Genomic DNA, 15,070 nt, shown 5'->3' with positions numbered 1-15,070 from the left:
TTGGTGTTTATATATTCGAGAGCGTTAATTTAGATGACGGGGATAGGTCGGTATGATTTATCCCCGTTCTTTTTTTGCATAAATTTCGATATGCTATCCTCATCCGCTTCTAACTAAATCTAGCCTTCATTTACACATTATTGTCAACTTGCTAAATAATATTGGTATATCGGGAAAAGTCGATATACATTTGTGTTATGGATCAGGTAGAAATCTTTAAAGCCCTTTCAAATAAAACCCGTTTGCAAATTTTAAGCTGGCTTAAAGCGCCTGCAGAAAATTTTCCGGAGCAGCCAAATGCAGATTTTGAAAACATCGGTGTTTGTGTTGGTCAAATCCAAAATAAAGCGGGATTATCTCAAAGTACAATTTCAGAATATCTATCCATTTTACAACGTGCCGATTTAGTTTCTGCAACCCGAGTTGGGCAATGGACTTACTACAAACGCAATAAAGAAGGCATAGAACAATTAAGTAAAATCATCAATTCCGAATTATAAATTTCAAAAATATGAACACAGATAGTTCATTCAGACCATTTAATCTGAAAACATTAAACACAAAAAATAGAATTGTAATGGCTCCAATGACGCGTTCGTTTTCACCTGATGGTGTTCCAACTGCCGATGTTGCCGAATATTATGCAAAAAGAGCTGATGCCGAAGTTGGCTTAATTTTATCAGAAGGAACCGTAATTAACAGACCGTCATCATCTGCCGATCCAAACATTCCGCATTTTTATGGCGAAAAAGCATTGGCCGGATGGCAAAAAGTTATTAATGATGTGCATGCAAAGGGTGGCCAAATGGGTCCACAAATCTGGCATCAAGGTATATCTGCAAATCATGCTTCAGGGTGGTTGCCAAGCGCACCTTTTGAAGATCCATCTAGCTTTAACAGTCCGGGTTTTGAGAATGGTGTTGCCATGACTGATGCAGCGATTGCTGATACAATTGCGGCATTTGGACAAGCAGCTGCCGATGCAAAAGCTTTAGGTTTTGATACAGTAGAAATTCATGGTGCGCATCAATATTTAATTGATCAGTTTTTCTGGGATGCTACAAACAATCGCACCGATATTTACGGTGGTAAAACTTTAGCAGAACGCACCAGGTTTGCGGTTGAAGTAATTAAAGAAGTGCGTAAAAGAGTAGGCGAAGATTTTGCTTTAATCATTCGTTTATCTCAATTTAAACCTGCTGCCTATGATTATAAATTGGCTAAGAATGAGAAAGAAATGGAACAATGGTTAGCGCCAATGGCTGATGCTGGTATCGATATTTTCCACTGTTCTCAACGTCGTTTCTGGGAGCCAGAATTTGAAGGCTCTGATTTGAATTTTGCAGGCTGGGCTAAAAAAATCACGGGTAAAGCAACTATTTCTGTTGGTTCAGTAGGTTTAGATGGCGATTTCTTTGGCGCTTTTGCCGGACAAAGTTCTCAACCAAGTTCTTTAGATGAGTTGGTACGCAGAATGGACAGAGGCGATTTTGATTTAATTGCTGTTGGTCGTGTACTTTTATCTGATCCACAATGGGTAGAAAAAATTAAAAATAACCACCTTGACCAATTAAAAGGCTTTAGCAAAGAGGCTTTAGCAGAATTGGTTTAAGAATCACATAATTGTAAAAGGCATTTCGAAAGAGGTGCCTTTTTTTTGATTATCAACTTGATAAGTTTTTCCTTAAATTCACTTTGTTAAAAAGTAAATCCCATGTCGAATATTTCGCTTATTATAGATGAACGTCCAGCCAATATTGGCAACTTTATGGTTGGTAGATTATTGCCGTTTAGAGAAAAGCGAATGGTTGGGCCATTTTCTTTTATCGACCATATGGGTCCGGCGGCAATGAGCGACCACGAAAACCTGGATGTTCCACCGCACCCACACATTGGTTTATCAACTTTAACATTCTTATTTGAAGGAGAAATAACACATAAAGATAGCTTAGGCAATAATGTGGTTATCAAACCCGGGCAAGTCAATTGGATGACATCAGGTAGTGGAATTGTACATTCCGAACGTACTCCAGATTATTTAAGAACCACAGATAAGATGCTTCATGGTTTGCAAATTTGGGTTGCTTTACCCAAGCATTTAGAGCAAATGGAACCTGAGTTCTTCCATGTCGAAGAACAAGAAATTCCTCATTGGGAAGAAAATGGATTGAAGTTTAAATTAATAGCAGGTGAAGCATTTGGGAAAAAATCTCCGGTACCGGTTTACAGTCCACTTTATTTTATCGAGATAAAAAGTTCATCGAGGCAAAAATTAAATATTGGCGATGATTTGTTTGGAGAAAGCGCACTTTATATTTTAGATGGCGCTGTTGAAAGCGAAGGCAATATTTTTGAGCCGAAACATATATTAATTGCCAACAATGCCAAACTTTGTGAATTTGAAATGCATGAAAACACAACAGTTTATATTTTTGGCGGCGAACCATTTCCAGAAGAACGCTTCATTTACTGGAATTTCGTAGCAACAGATAAAACGCTTATCGAGGACGCTAAAACCAAATGGTTAAATCAAAGTTTTAAGCCGGTTCCAGGCGAAACAGATTTTGTGCCCTTACCCGAACAAAGCCACTTTACAAAAAAATAGCAAAATGTAATTGGTTATTCCTCTAATAAAGCCTGGCGAATTTTTTCTGCAGCTTCTGCAAGTTCTTCTTGAGTAGGATTTAACTTTTCTTTACTAAAATTCATGTCACTCACATTGTTCATTGGTATTAAATGAATGTGAGCATGAGGAACTTCCAATCCAATTACAGAAACACCAACTTTTTTACATGGAAAAGCGGTTTTTACACCTTTAGCAACAATTTTTGCAAACATCCAAAGTCCTACATAAAGGTCTTCTTCCATATCAAAAAGATAATCTCTTTCTAATTTCGGAATAACCAAAACGTGGCCTGCGGTTAACGGTTGAACATCTAAAAAAGCTAAATATTCTACGGTTTCAGCAACAACATGTGCGCTAATTTCTCCTGCAACAATTTTCGAAAAGATAGTCATAAAGGTGGAAGGTTAAAGGGTTTAGGTTTTGAGTTGCCGGTTGTCGGTTGTCAGTTACGGGTTTTGAGTTACAGGATTGGGTTCTCAATTTATGTGGTATCTACCAATTATTAATAAAACAAATGAATGTCTTCAAATACTATAGATGGTTGTAAATTTAATGCTTATAAACTTTGCCGTTTTATATGCATCCAAACCTAAAACTTAAAACCTATAACTCACAACCCTCTACCTTATCTAGAGATTTCTAATACTTCAAACTGCATTTTTCCGGCAGGTACTTCAATTTCGGCAAATTCGCCAACTGATTTACCTAATAAACCTTGTGCTATTGGGGATTTTACCGATATTTTTCCGGTTTTTAAATCTGCTTCAGTTTCTGCAACCAATTGATAAGTCATGGTTGCCCCGTTTTTAACATTTTTAATTTTAACTATAGATAATGCAAGCACTTTAGATAAATCCATTTTCGATTCATCAATTAAGCGTGCATTTGCTAAAGTATTTTTTAGTTTAGATATTTTTGCCTCATGCAAACCCTGAGCTTCTTTCGCCGCATCATATTCTGCATTTTCAGATAAATCACCTTTATCTCTCGCTTCGGCAATAGCTTTAGATATAAGCTGGCGACCTGTGGTTGTTAAATAATGAACTTCCTCTTTTAATTTATCTAAGCCCTCTTGGGTGTAGTACGTTACCTCTGTCATTGCTCTATTAATTTAATCAAACGCTGTAAAAAACAAACAAGACTATATAGTTGGTTTGCTACATAGTCTTGCTTCAATTATAACGAAGATAAAATGTGGAAATTACAAAAGCAAATAAATACACATGATTTTTAGGATTAGCCAAGATTTTCTGGATTGAAGGATTTTAAGATTAAGATTTGGTAATAAAATTAAGGGTGTTGATTTTTGAAAATATCCAATCGCCTTCATTCTAAATTCATCCATTATTTTTAGCTTAGCCAAAATTATTCATCAAAATGAAAAAATTATTTTCAATAGCCCTTATAGTGTGTTTAGGAAGTTATCTTGTCTCAGCACAAGAACTTTATATGCCACGAAACATCAAAGCTGCTTATGCTAAAGGTACCCGTTCTATTAATGGTAAACCAGGTGTAAATTATTGGCAAAATCACGGCAAATACAATATGAATATTAAAGTTGATGCCGATACAAAAGTTGTAAGCGGAACCGAAGAAATTGTATATAGCAACAACAGCACTGATACTTTAAGAACGCTTGTAATTCGTTTTGTAAATAATTTGCATAAACCTACAGCCCCAAGAAGTGGAAGCGTGAGTCAGGATTTTTTAACCACAGGTTTAAATATATCTGCATTTTCTGTTGATGGAGAAGCCATTGCCGTAAACGAAAACGATTGGGGAACCGTTGGCAATGTAAGATTGAAGAAACCGCTATTGCCCAAATCTAAAACCACTGTAAAAATAGATTGGGATTATCCTCTATCGAAAGAAAGTGGCAGAGAAGGACAAATAGACCCCACAACTTTTTACGTTGCATACAGCTATCCACGAATTTCTGTTTACGATGATTATAACGGTTGGGATAGAATTCCGCATTCGGATAGAGCCGAGTTTTACAACGACTTTAACGATTATACCTTCTCCATTAAAGCACCAAAAAACTATGTGGTTTATGCCACGGGCGATTTATTAAATCCTGATGAAGTTTTGCAGCCAGAAATTGCATCTCGTTTAAAAAAATCATACCTAACGTATGAAATACAACACATTGCCACCGAGCAAGAACTGAAAGATGGAAAAGTTACTTTGCAAAAAGATTGGAATACCTGGAAATTTACAGCCAACCACATCACCGATGTTTGTTTCGGTTTAAGTAGTACCTATTTGTGGGATGCAGCAAGCGTTGTTGTAGATGCTAAAGCCAACAGAAGGGTTAGTACACAAGCAGCATACAATGTAAAATCAAAAGATTTCCCAAACTCTGTAAAAAATAATTTATATGCGCTGAACTGGTTCTCGAATAACTGGCCGGGCGTTCCTTATCCTTTCTCAAAAATGACTGCTTTTCAAGGTTTTGCAGATATGGAATACCCAATGATGGTGAACGATTCTGATACAGGCGACCCGGTTTTTGCGCAACTGGTACAAGACCACGAAGTTGCGCATACTTATTTTCCGTTTTACATGGGCATTAACGAAACCCGTTATGCGTATATGGACGAAGGTTGGGCAACAACTTTAGAATATTTAATTGGCATTGCCGAACATGGAAAAGAAGCAGCAGATAAATTTTATAAAACTTTTAGGGTTCAGCGCTACATTAATGATAAATCTGCAGAAGAAGATCAACCAATAATTTCGATGTCTGACCAAGTTTCTGGTTCGGGTTATGGAAACAATTCTTACGGAAAGGCTTCACTTTCTTATATCGCTTTGAAAGATATGTTAGGTGATGACTTATTTAAAAAAGCACTTCATCATTATATGGATAATTGGAATGGAAAACATCCAATTCCTTGGGATTATTTTAACTCGATGAATACAGGTTCTGGTCAGAATTTGAATTGGTTTTTCCAGAATTGGTTCTTTACCAATAACTACATTGATTTGGCTATAACCAAACCGCAAATCTCTAGCAGCAAAGCAACTTTTGTAATTAAAAATGAAGGTGGTTTTGCAATTCCTTTTGATATTTTGGTAACCGATACCGATGGAAAAACAGAAACCATTCATAAAACACCAGCGGTTTGGAAAGTCAATCAGAAAGAAATGACGATGACCATAAACACCAACCGAAAAATAAAATCGATTACATTAGATGGTGGCATTTTTATGGATCCTACGCCAACTGATAATGTTTACGAAGTAAAGTAATTCAGTTTTCAGTTGGCGGTTTTCAGTAGTGAGAACAGCCAACTGAAAACTGCTAATTGAAAACTGTCAACTGAAAACTGCCAACTACTAACTATTTTCCGCTTTACAACTTGCTTCGTGTTTAACTGGGAAATTAAGCGAATTCGCAATAAAACACATTTTATTAGCTTCTTTATGCAGGGTTTCTGCCAGTTCGAAATGTGCCTTATCAGCTATTAAAACCTGAGGATGCAAGGTTACTTCTCTAAATTTACCACTTCCATCTGCCGATTCTTCCATCGTACCAACGGCCTCATCTTTATAATCGATTACCACAATTTCGTTTTTCGAGCACAAATGCAAATACCAAAGCATGTGGCAACTTGAAATGGATGATAGCAACAAATCTTCAGGATTGTATTTAGTTTTATCGCCAAGAAAAGCAGAATCTGATGAACCCGAAATATCGGCTTTACCGGTTACAGAAATTAAATAATCGCGATCGTAAGAGCGATAATCCATTGTACCCGAGCCTTTATTGCCCGTCCAGGTTACGGTGGTTTTGTATAGGTGATCTTTCGGCATGATATAATTAGTTAGAATTGTATTGCCAATTTAAGGAAATAAGATTGATTTGAGGCAGGTTTTTTAAGGAAAGGTTTGGGATAAATAATCATACAATAACCAATTTGAAATCGAAAAATTTTAGAAAAAACTATTTTGTTTCTAAATTTAGAAACTTTTTATATATTTATTGTATTCATATTGGGCACTAAAAAATGAAATATTTTGAAACGAGGTTTATGGAAGAAGCAAACGAGTTTATAGCCAAACTTGATAATAAAACCATAAAAAAGATATTTTACAATATTGACTTGGCTGAACAAACAAATGATCCGAAATTGTTTAAGAAACTGCAAAATGACATTTGGGAACTTCGCACAAAATTTTCAGGACTTCAAATTAGATTGCTTGCATTCTGGGACAAGTCAGATAATAAAAAACTCTAGTAATTGCAACACATGGTTTCATTAAAAAGGTTGACAAGGTTCCTGCAAATGAAATTGATCGTGCAGTAAAACTAAAAGATAAATATTTCAATAACAAAGAAAAAAAGTAATTATATGGAAACTAAAAAGTTTAAAACATATTCGCTAACCGAAATGAAGGACAAGTATATTGGTGAAATCGGTACAACCAATCGTGACGAATATGAGTATGAACTCCGTATGGATGTTTTAGGAAAGATGATTAAATCTGCAAGACAGGAGCGCCATCTAACGCAAGAAGAACTTGGTAAACTTATTGGAGTACAAAAAGCTCAAATTTCTAAACTTGAAAGTAGTGCTAATAGTGCCACAATTGACACCATTTTAAAAGTTTTTAAAGCATTAAAGGCAGAGATCAATTTTAATGTAAAACTTGAAGACAACTTTGTTAAACTTATCTGAAAGTCAAGGAAAGCCCTATGCTCCTTCACATAACCTCGCTAACCCCAACCCAAAAAACCCAAATCTCCACGATTTGGAATAATGAATATCCAAAACCATTAAACTTTTCTGATGCACAAGGTTTTGACGATTATTTGGCAACTTTATCACAACCAATTCATTATCTACTAGAAAATGAAAATGGCGAAATATTAGCTTGGGCTTGCAAATTTATTAGAGATAACGAAAAATGGTTTGCCATAATTCTGGATGAAAAAATCCATGAGCAAGGTAAAGGAACAGCGCTATTAAATGCACTAAAAGAAAGTGAAACCGTTTTAAATGCCTGGGTTATCGATAAAGAAGATGCTATAAAGCAAAACGGTGAAATCTATAAATCTCCCTTAAAGTTTTATTTGAAAAATGGTTTCCTGGTTTACCCTGAAATTAGGTTGAAAAACGAAAAAATGTCGGCCGTGAAAATTATCTGGAAGAAATAACGCTTACAAAGCCTTCAGTTTTTCAGCCAACACTTCCGAAATTTTTCGGTAAGAATCCAATGTCCAGCCGCCAACATGTGGGGTTAATATAACTTTATCGTTTGCCTTTAATTCCTCATACCAGCTTTGTTCGCTTAAGGCAGGGAATTTTTCAGTTTCCAGAACATCTAAACCTGCACCCAAAATTTTACCTGATTTTAAATTGTTCAGCACCGCTCTCGTATTCACAATTTCACCTCTCGCTGTATTGACAAAGAATAATGGTTTTTTAAAATGAAAGAAATATTCATCATCAACCATCTGTTTAGTTTCTGTAGTTAAGGGAATGTGTAAACTCAACACATCGCTGTGCTTCACAATTTCTTCCATGCTTACTTCCCGGGCAAAGGCATCACTAAAACCAGTTTTATATTTATCGTAAGCCATCACATCAACCTCAAAACCTGCAAGCTTTCTGGCGAAACTTTGTCCCATGAAACCATAGCCGATTATACCAACTTTTTTACCTTTTAGCTCGTAACCACGGCTGCCTTCCCTATCCCAAATACCGTTTCTAATTTCTATATCCGCCCTGCGGAAATTATTCATCAAAGATAAAAGTAAGCCAGTTGCATGTTCGCCAACGGCATCGCAATTCCCTTCTGGTGCATTAAGGAGTTTAATGTTTCGCTCTAAGGCAATTTTCTCATCAATGTTATCTAAGCCTGCACCTGCACGAGCAACAAATTTCAAATTACTTGCTGCGGCGAAAATTTCAGCGTCAATTTTAAACTTTGTTCTAACCGCAATTCCTTCATAATCTGCAATTCGGTTTAAAGTTTCTTCGCGTGTAATTCTTGGTTCATCATCTACATGGTAGCCCAATTTTATTGCTTCTTCTTTAAAAGCAGGATGCAAATCATCAACAATTAATATTTTCTTAATCATGGTAAGGCAAAAGTAGCATTTTCATAATTGTTCAATTGTAATATTGTTTGATTCTTATTAAAAAACCTTCCACCTAAAACAGGCAAAATTGAGCTAGAAAAACCACAAAAATATTACTGTTAAACCGCTGTAATAAAATAGTTACGGCACTTACATTAAACTTAGTTGCCGTTTCTTTGTCACTCTTTACGAAAACTATAAAACTTTTTAAATTTAATGAGACTTTTACAATCAAAAACAATACAAATCACTACGTTCTTACTTTTTCTTTCTTTAGGTTTATTTGCACAAACTGGCGGTAAAGCCAAAATAACTGGTATATTAAAAGATGCCAAAACCCAGGAAACTATTCCCTTCGCAACAGCCGTTTTACTTGATAAGGCTACCAAAGCCAATGTAAAAATAGCTCAAACGGATATGAACGGCGCTTTTACCATGAGCGATTTGCCTGCCGGAACATTTACTTTTAAAATTAGTTTCGTTGGCTATCAAACCATGGTGAGAGATAATGTTGTAATTACTGCAACTACCGGAACTTTAGCCTTTGGCGAAATTAAAATGAACACCGCAGCTGGTAACGTACTAAAAGATGTTACAGTAACGGCCCAAAAAGCAGCTATGCAAATGGGCATTGATAAAAAGGTTTTCTCGGTTGACCAAAGTTTGGTAAGTGAAGGTGGCTCGGCTACAGATTTATTGGCCAATGTACCTTCTGTACAAACCGATATTGATGGAAACGTTAGTTTACGCGGTTCATCTGGTGTTAGAGTTTTAATCGATGGAAAACCTTCTTTAATCGCTGGTGGTAATGTTGCTCAAATTCTGGCTTCAATACCTGCAAGTTCGATAGAAAGCGTTGAGTTAATCACCAACCCATCGGCTAAATATGATGCTGAAGGCCAATCGGGTATAATTAATATTGTACTTAAAAAAAATACCAAGTTAGGTTTTAATGGCTCTGTTGCTCTAACTGCTGGTAATAGAGATAATTATAATGGAAACACCAATTTAAGTTTCCAGAATAGTAAAATTAATCTTTACGGAAATTATAGCTATCGTTACGGCAATCGCTTAGGTGGCGGTTATCAGGATATTACCTATTTAAATAGCTTAAGTTCTATTGCTTTTGCAAATCAGAATACAAATTCTACTTCTTTAGATAAAGGACACAATGTGAAAGCAGGATTAGATTATTACTTATCTGATAGGAGTGTAATTAGTCTTTCAGGTGGTTTTAATAGCCGTTTAAATGATAGAGACGAGTTTATTAACATTAACCAATTAAACAGTGCATTAAACCCAGTTTCTTTAAGCAATAGAAATAACACCAACAATGGCGATGGAAGCAGTTTCGATTTGAATTTAGATTATAGTTTAAAGTTTAAAAAACCAAAAGAAGAATTGACTTTTAATTTTGGCTATTCTGAAGGTGATAATAATAACTTTCAAACCTACAATACACAGGTTTACAACCAAAATGGAAACGCGGTTAACCTCAGTCCTTCGATTCAGCACACCAATAATTTAGGTAACAATACAAATTATAATGTACAGGCCGATTATGCCTTGCCAGTTGGTAAAGCGGGTAAAATTGAGGCTGGTTACCGCAGCCAAATTCGTTTAGGTGATAACAATCAGGTGGCCGATTCGGTGGTTGGAAATTCTAACATCTTCATTAGCAACAATCGCTTAAACAATAACTTTGAAAGTAAAGATCAGGTTCACGCTTTATACCTTAACTATCAAAATCAAATTAAAGATTTTGGTTATCAGATTGGTTTAAGGGCAGAAAATGCACAATTAAGTACAGAATTGCAGGGTTTTAATGGAAACGTGCTTTATACAACACTAGGTAGAATTAAATACAATAGATTATATCCAAGTATATTTTTAACGCAGAAATTATCAGGCGAACAACAGGTAAATTTAAGTTATACTCGTCGCGTTAACCGCCCAAGACCTTGGGATACCAATCCATTTTTAGATGTATCAGATCCGCTAAATTATAGAGCTGGTAATCCTAATTTATTGCCAGAAGATGTACATTCATTCGAATTGGGTTATAGTAAATATTTCAAAAAGGTAACCTTAACATCAAGTATATATTTCCGTCAAACCAATGATGTAATTCAAAGGGTGAGAACAGAACCTGATGCAGCTGGTATTATTACAACTACGCCTCAAAACTTAACCAGATCCATAAATAGTGGTGTAGAGTTAATTGGTCGTTTCGATTTAATAAAGGCTTTAAACTTTACTACAAACGTTAACTTGTATCAAAGTAAAATTGATGGTGTACCGGCTTTTGGTATTGTTGATAATAGTGGTTTCAGTTGGAATGGAAATTTAACGGCTAATATTTCTGCCATCAAAAACTTATCATTCCAGTTCCGTGGCGATTACCGTGCTGCTGAAGTTATGGCACAAGGAAGACGCAACTCCATGTACGGTATTGACGGTGGTGCAAAATATGATTTCCCGAATAAAAAGGCTTCATTAAGCTTAAACATTAGAGATATTTTCAACACCCGTGCCTGGAGCATGACTACCGAAGGTTCGAATACTTATATTGATTTTCAACGCCGTATGCAAGGCACAATGGGTAACCTAACCTTTTCTTATCGTTTTGGTAAAACATTATTCAATAACGTTAAGAAAGCGAAGAAAGAAGATCAACAACAGGAAAACAGACCAGATGAAGGTTCTTTCTAAATTATCCATATAATCTAACAACTTTATGTCTTTTGTGGTAATTAAAATCACAAAAGGCATTTCGTTTTCGTAATCGATAAATGCTTCATTCTAATAGCTAATTTTCTAACTTGCGTTATGGAAGAAACCAATCCCTGGCAAACGCTTCATAGCGAAATTAAATACGATAACAATTGGATTCAATTAACTGAGCATCAGGTTATAAATCCATCTGGGGGAGATGGGATATATGGTGAAGTTCATTTTAAAAATTTAGCGATTGGGATTTTGCCTCTGGATGAAAATTACAACACCTGGTTGGTTGGGCAATATCGTTACCCACTAAAAGCTTATAGCTGGGAAATTCCTGAGGGTGGAGGTCCTTTAGGTTCCGATCCATTAGATAGTGCAAGACGAGAACTTCTGGAAGAAACCGGTTTGAGCGCTGAAAATTGATTAGAGATTCAGCGCATGCATTTATCAAATTCTGTTAGCGATGAACTGAGCATCATTTACATTGCAACAAACTTAATTCAGGGTATTGCAATGCCCGAAGAAACAGAACAACTTGTTGTAAAAAAATTACCGTTTGAAGAAGCCTATCAAATGGTTTTAAAAGGTGAAATTACCGATTCAATGAGTGTAGCTGCCATCTTAAAAACCAAGCTTATGATTTTAGATGGTTTGATTTAGACTAAATCGCCTACTTTTTCCAACCTTCTTTCATTTTCTTATAAGCCTTTTTGCTAATTTTCGATTTCTTTTTCGATCTCGATTTTCCCTTCTTCTTTCTGGCATTAATATTATTTACAAGCGAGTTTTTTACACCTAGTTTATTTTTTTTGCCGCCCTTTTTTTTACCTTTTTTCTTCTTATCTTTTTTCTTTTCCTTAGCCATAACATTAATTTTATATGTAATTAACATTTAAATAAGGAAATAGTTCGGCTGGATGCATGAGCTTTTTAACACATTAAATTGAGCTTTATAACAAAACTGCTGCTTCATCTTCACCATAACTTTGACCTAACAAAAAAATAAAGAAAATGGAAAAAGTTTGGTTTATTACAGGAAGTTCCCGCGGTTTGGGAAGAAACATTACAGAGGCGGTTTTAGCAAAAGGAGACAAAGTTGCCGCTACAGCAAGAAATATTAATGCACTAAAAGATTTGGAAGAAAAATATCCAAATCAGGTTTTGCCAATTCAGCTTGATGTTACAGACTACCCACAGGTTCATTCAGCCGTTAAAACTGCGGTAGCCCATTTCGGCAAAATTGATGTTTTAGTAAATAACGCCGGCTTCGGGATTGTTGGCGCTGCAGAAGCATTTACAGATGAGCAAGTTCGCAGTCAACTAGAAACAAATTTGTATGCGCCAATAGAAATTACTCGTGCCGTGTTACCTTACATGCGCAAACAACGCTCTGGTCGTATTTTACAAATTTCATCAGTCGGTGGTCGCGTTGGTAATGCTGCGGTAAGTATTTATCAGGCAGCAAAATTCGGCTTAAGCGGCTTCACCGAATCTTAAGCAAAAGAAGTAGCCGACTTAGGTATTTTAGTAACCAGCGTAGAACCAGGTGGTTTTCGTACCGATTGGGCAGGAGAATCTATGACCTATGCGCCAAAAGTTGAAGGTTATAAATTGGTAGATCTTCGAAGCGACTTCTTTCAGAATGGAAATTTTGTTCCAACCGGCGATCCTGAAAAGGCTGCAAAAGTTATTGTGGATTTAGCCAAACATCCACAGCCGCCAATGCATTTGGTTTTAGGTAGCGAAGCAATTGGTATGTTAAAATTTGCAGATGAGGCAAGAGCCACTGAAATGGAAAAATGGATGGAGGTAAGCTTATCTACCGATCATGATGAATCTACTAATTTCCTGGATACAGAATTAGGAAAAAGCTTCACTAAAAAATAGATATTATTTTGAATTAGAGGTTGATAAACATTCGCCTCTAATTCATTTTATTTTTCAATCACTAAAATCTTTACGCTAAATTTATACTATGGCAAGCCTTAAAAATAAAACCGGAATACTGTATTCATGTTATCATAAAAAAAGTAGTGAGGGCGAACATTTTATTCCTAACCATACTTTTGGCTACGTTATTTCTGGTTCATCAGAAACATTTATCGGTGGGCAAAAATTTATTTTTGGTGATGGTGAGTTCCGGTTTTTTAGGAGAAATCAATTGGCGAAGTACACAAAATATCCTCCGCAAGGTGGTGAATACAAATCCATTTCAATAATTTTTGATCAAGATACTTTGAAGTCGGTAAGTGCGGAATACGATTTACATTCACTAAAACCTGATGGTAACATTTTAGGTTTAAAGTTAGAACCTAAAAGGTTGTTGCTTAATTATATTGAATCGCTTAAACCTTACTTAGATAATGCAAACGATAAATCTCTTACCAATTTAAAAGTTAAAGAGGCAATTTTGATTTTGTTGCAAACCAACCCTGAGCTAAAAAATATTTTATTCGATTTTACGGAGCCAGGGAAAATTGATTTGGAAGCTTACATGAATGAGCATTACAAATTTAATGTAGATATAAATCGTTTTGCATACCTCACAGGAAGGAGCTTGGCAACCTTTAAAAGAGATTTCGAAAAGATTTATGGAACTTCACCCAATCGGTGGATACAGCAAAAAAGATTGGAAGATGCACATTACCTTTTAAAGGAGAAAGGATGGAAATCATCAGACGTATATATGGAAGTTGGTTTTAAAGATTTTTCGCACTTTTCTTTCGCTTTTAAAAAAGCTTATGGCATCACTCCTTCTAAACTTTAATTCATTAAGTTTTACAATTAGAAACAGGTGGATCGTTGCATTTAGTATATTTGGAAAAAAATTAAATTAATGATAGCACACCACGTTTTATTTTGGCTAAAAGCTGATACCACCGAAGAACAAAAAAGCGCATTTCATAAAGGTTTACAAAGCCTTGAAAACATAGAAGTTGTTAAAACTTTTCACATTGGTAAACCTGCACCAATTGAGCGTGCTGTTGTTGATGTTACTTATACTTTCAGTTTAATTATCTTTTTTGAGGATTTAGCCGCACATGATCTATATCAGGTTCATGATTTACATAAAGCATTTCTTGATGAATTTAGAGAATTATTTGAGAAAGTAATTATTTACGACGCAGAATAGTCGGTAAGCCATGGTCTGTGTCTCCACAGACCATTTTTTTTATCATATTAGTTTAGCCTGTTTTAATAAATTTCTTCTGTGATTTCTGTGTTTCTATGGCAATTTTATTTTTCTCTGAAAACGTAGGTTCAGTAATCCTTTTGATGTTTCAGTCCTGCTTTCCATTGCAAGCCCAATGAAAAATTGGGGCTTTCCATTTCAATCACGTTTATTTAACAAAGGTAAGTTGCTTTTCGGGCACTTTCCACCATCTCGACTGGAGCGCAGCGATACTACAATCTTTACTTACGCCTAATTACAAAGATTTCTCGGCTACGCTCGAAATGACGTCATATACTCCCGTCATCTCGATTGGAGCGCAGCGGAATAGAGAGATCTTTGACCAATAGTTTTTTATTGCAAAGATTTCTCGGCCATTTTCGGAGTTACAATCACATTTCTTCTGTGATTTCCGTGTTTCTGTGGCAATTTTATTTTTCTCTGAAAACGTAGGTTC

At 35.7% G+C, this 15,070-nt stretch carries 19 protein-coding genes; 14 read left to right on the top strand and 5 right to left on the bottom strand.

Annotated elements, in window-relative coordinates; translation table 11 throughout:
- Nucleotides 1-197: 197 nt before the first annotated feature.
- The 3 genes from D7004_RS19060 (at nt 198) to D7004_RS19050 (ending at nt 2,605) form a co-directional block, all read left to right on the top strand.
- Nucleotides 198-500 (top strand): ArsR/SmtB family transcription factor, encoded by a 303-nt coding sequence (locus tag D7004_RS19060; RefSeq protein ID WP_123207408.1) that lies wholly within the window; start codon nt 198-200, stop codon nt 498-500.
- 11 nt (nt 501-511) lie between these two features.
- Nucleotides 512-1,612, top strand: coding sequence for an NADH:flavin oxidoreductase (locus D7004_RS19055; protein ID WP_123207407.1), 1,101 nt, complete (start codon nt 512-514; stop codon nt 1,610-1,612).
- A gap of 102 nt (nt 1,613-1,714) precedes the next feature.
- Entirely contained in the window at nt 1,715-2,605 is an 891-nt protein-coding gene (locus D7004_RS19050; RefSeq protein ID WP_123207406.1) for a pirin family protein, read from the top strand.
- Between the two features lie 14 nt (nt 2,606-2,619).
- Here D7004_RS19050 and D7004_RS19045 read toward each other — a convergent pair whose 3' ends face one another.
- Nucleotides 2,620-3,018: an HIT family protein gene (locus D7004_RS19045; RefSeq protein ID WP_123207405.1), complete on the bottom strand. Its 399-nt coding sequence runs from the start codon at nt 3,016-3,018 to the stop codon at nt 2,620-2,622.
- 233 nt (nt 3,019-3,251) lie between these two features.
- Complete coding sequence (gene greA / locus D7004_RS19040; RefSeq protein ID WP_025146397.1) at nt 3,252-3,725, bottom strand: transcription elongation factor GreA; 474 nt, start codon at nt 3,723-3,725, stop codon at nt 3,252-3,254.
- A 278-nt stretch (nt 3,726-4,003) separates the two neighbouring features.
- Here greA and D7004_RS19035 point away from each other — a divergent pair, with 278 nt between their 5' ends.
- Nucleotides 4,004-5,881, top strand: coding sequence for a M1 family metallopeptidase (locus D7004_RS19035; protein ID WP_123207404.1), 1,878 nt, complete (start codon nt 4,004-4,006; stop codon nt 5,879-5,881).
- 87 nt (nt 5,882-5,968) lie between these two features.
- On the opposite strand, the gene D7004_RS19030 is transcribed toward D7004_RS19035, so the two are convergent.
- Nucleotides 5,969-6,445, bottom strand: coding sequence for an OsmC family protein (locus D7004_RS19030; protein WP_123207403.1), 477 nt, complete (start codon nt 6,443-6,445; stop codon nt 5,969-5,971).
- Nucleotides 6,446-6,663: 218 nt separating this feature from the next.
- Between D7004_RS19030 and D7004_RS21100 the strand changes: the two genes are divergently transcribed.
- The 3 genes from D7004_RS21100 (at nt 6,664) to D7004_RS19015 (ending at nt 7,790) form a co-directional block, all read left to right on the top strand.
- Nucleotides 6,664-6,870, top strand: coding sequence for a type II toxin-antitoxin system RelE/ParE family toxin (locus D7004_RS21100; protein WP_244214381.1), 207 nt, complete (start codon nt 6,664-6,666; stop codon nt 6,868-6,870).
- A 114-nt stretch (nt 6,871-6,984) separates the two neighbouring features.
- Nucleotides 6,985-7,311: a helix-turn-helix domain-containing protein gene (locus tag D7004_RS19020; RefSeq protein WP_123207402.1), complete on the top strand. Its 327-nt coding sequence runs from the start codon at nt 6,985-6,987 to the stop codon at nt 7,309-7,311.
- Between the two features lie 17 nt (nt 7,312-7,328).
- Nucleotides 7,329-7,790, top strand: a complete 462-nt coding sequence (locus tag D7004_RS19015) for a GNAT family N-acetyltransferase (protein ID WP_123207401.1) — start codon at nt 7,329-7,331, stop codon at nt 7,788-7,790.
- A 3-nt stretch (nt 7,791-7,793) separates the two neighbouring features.
- On the opposite strand, the gene D7004_RS19010 is transcribed toward D7004_RS19015, so the two are convergent.
- A complete protein-coding gene (locus tag D7004_RS19010; RefSeq protein ID WP_123207400.1) occupies nt 7,794-8,717 on the bottom strand; it encodes an NAD(P)-dependent oxidoreductase in 924 nt (307 codons plus the stop codon).
- Between the two features lie 216 nt (nt 8,718-8,933).
- Between D7004_RS19010 and D7004_RS19005 the strand changes: the two genes are divergently transcribed.
- The 3 genes from D7004_RS19005 (at nt 8,934) to D7004_RS21195 (ending at nt 12,101) form a co-directional block, all read left to right on the top strand.
- A complete protein-coding gene (locus D7004_RS19005) occupies nt 8,934-11,429 on the top strand; it encodes an outer membrane beta-barrel family protein (RefSeq protein WP_123207399.1) in 2,496 nt (831 codons plus the stop codon).
- 117 nt (nt 11,430-11,546) lie between these two features.
- Nucleotides 11,547-11,864 (top strand): NUDIX hydrolase, encoded by a 318-nt coding sequence (locus D7004_RS21200; RefSeq protein WP_341867692.1) that lies wholly within the window; start codon nt 11,547-11,549, stop codon nt 11,862-11,864.
- Nucleotides 11,865-11,879: 15 nt separating this feature from the next.
- A complete protein-coding gene (locus tag D7004_RS21195; protein WP_341867691.1) occupies nt 11,880-12,101 on the top strand; it encodes an NUDIX hydrolase in 222 nt (73 codons plus the stop codon).
- A gap of 10 nt (nt 12,102-12,111) precedes the next feature.
- Here the strand turns inward: D7004_RS21195 and D7004_RS18995 are convergent, their stop codons facing one another.
- Nucleotides 12,112-12,306 (bottom strand): hypothetical protein, encoded by a 195-nt coding sequence (locus D7004_RS18995; protein ID WP_123207454.1) that lies wholly within the window; start codon nt 12,304-12,306, stop codon nt 12,112-12,114.
- Between the two features lie 146 nt (nt 12,307-12,452).
- Here D7004_RS18995 and D7004_RS21095 point away from each other — a divergent pair, with 146 nt between their 5' ends.
- From D7004_RS21095 to D7004_RS18980, 4 genes are all read left to right on the top strand, one after another.
- Entirely contained in the window at nt 12,453-12,938 is a 486-nt protein-coding gene (locus D7004_RS21095) for an SDR family NAD(P)-dependent oxidoreductase (RefSeq protein ID WP_244214380.1), read from the top strand.
- Nucleotides 12,939-13,019: 81 nt separating this feature from the next.
- The gene (locus D7004_RS21090) at nt 13,020-13,328 is read left to right on the top strand and encodes a Rossmann-fold NAD(P)-binding domain-containing protein (RefSeq protein WP_244214379.1); all 309 of its coding nucleotides are present in this window, start codon (nt 13,020-13,022) and stop codon (nt 13,326-13,328) included.
- A gap of 88 nt (nt 13,329-13,416) precedes the next feature.
- Nucleotides 13,417-14,208 carry a helix-turn-helix domain-containing protein gene (locus tag D7004_RS18985; protein WP_123207398.1) on the top strand — a complete coding sequence of 264 codons (792 nt, stop codon included), beginning with the start codon at nt 13,417-13,419 and terminating at the stop codon, nt 14,206-14,208.
- Between the two features lie 69 nt (nt 14,209-14,277).
- On the top strand, nt 14,278-14,574 hold the full coding sequence (locus D7004_RS18980) for a Dabb family protein (protein WP_123207397.1): 297 nt from the start codon (nt 14,278-14,280) through the stop codon (nt 14,572-14,574).
- Nucleotides 14,575-15,070 lie beyond the last annotated feature (496 nt).

Source organism: Pedobacter jejuensis (assembly GCF_003725795.1).
GTDB lineage: Bacteria > Bacteroidota > Bacteroidia > Sphingobacteriales > Sphingobacteriaceae > Pedobacter > Pedobacter jejuensis.
Note: the sequence above shows the minus strand (reverse complement) of the source record. Positions and strands in the feature narration are given on the sequence as shown.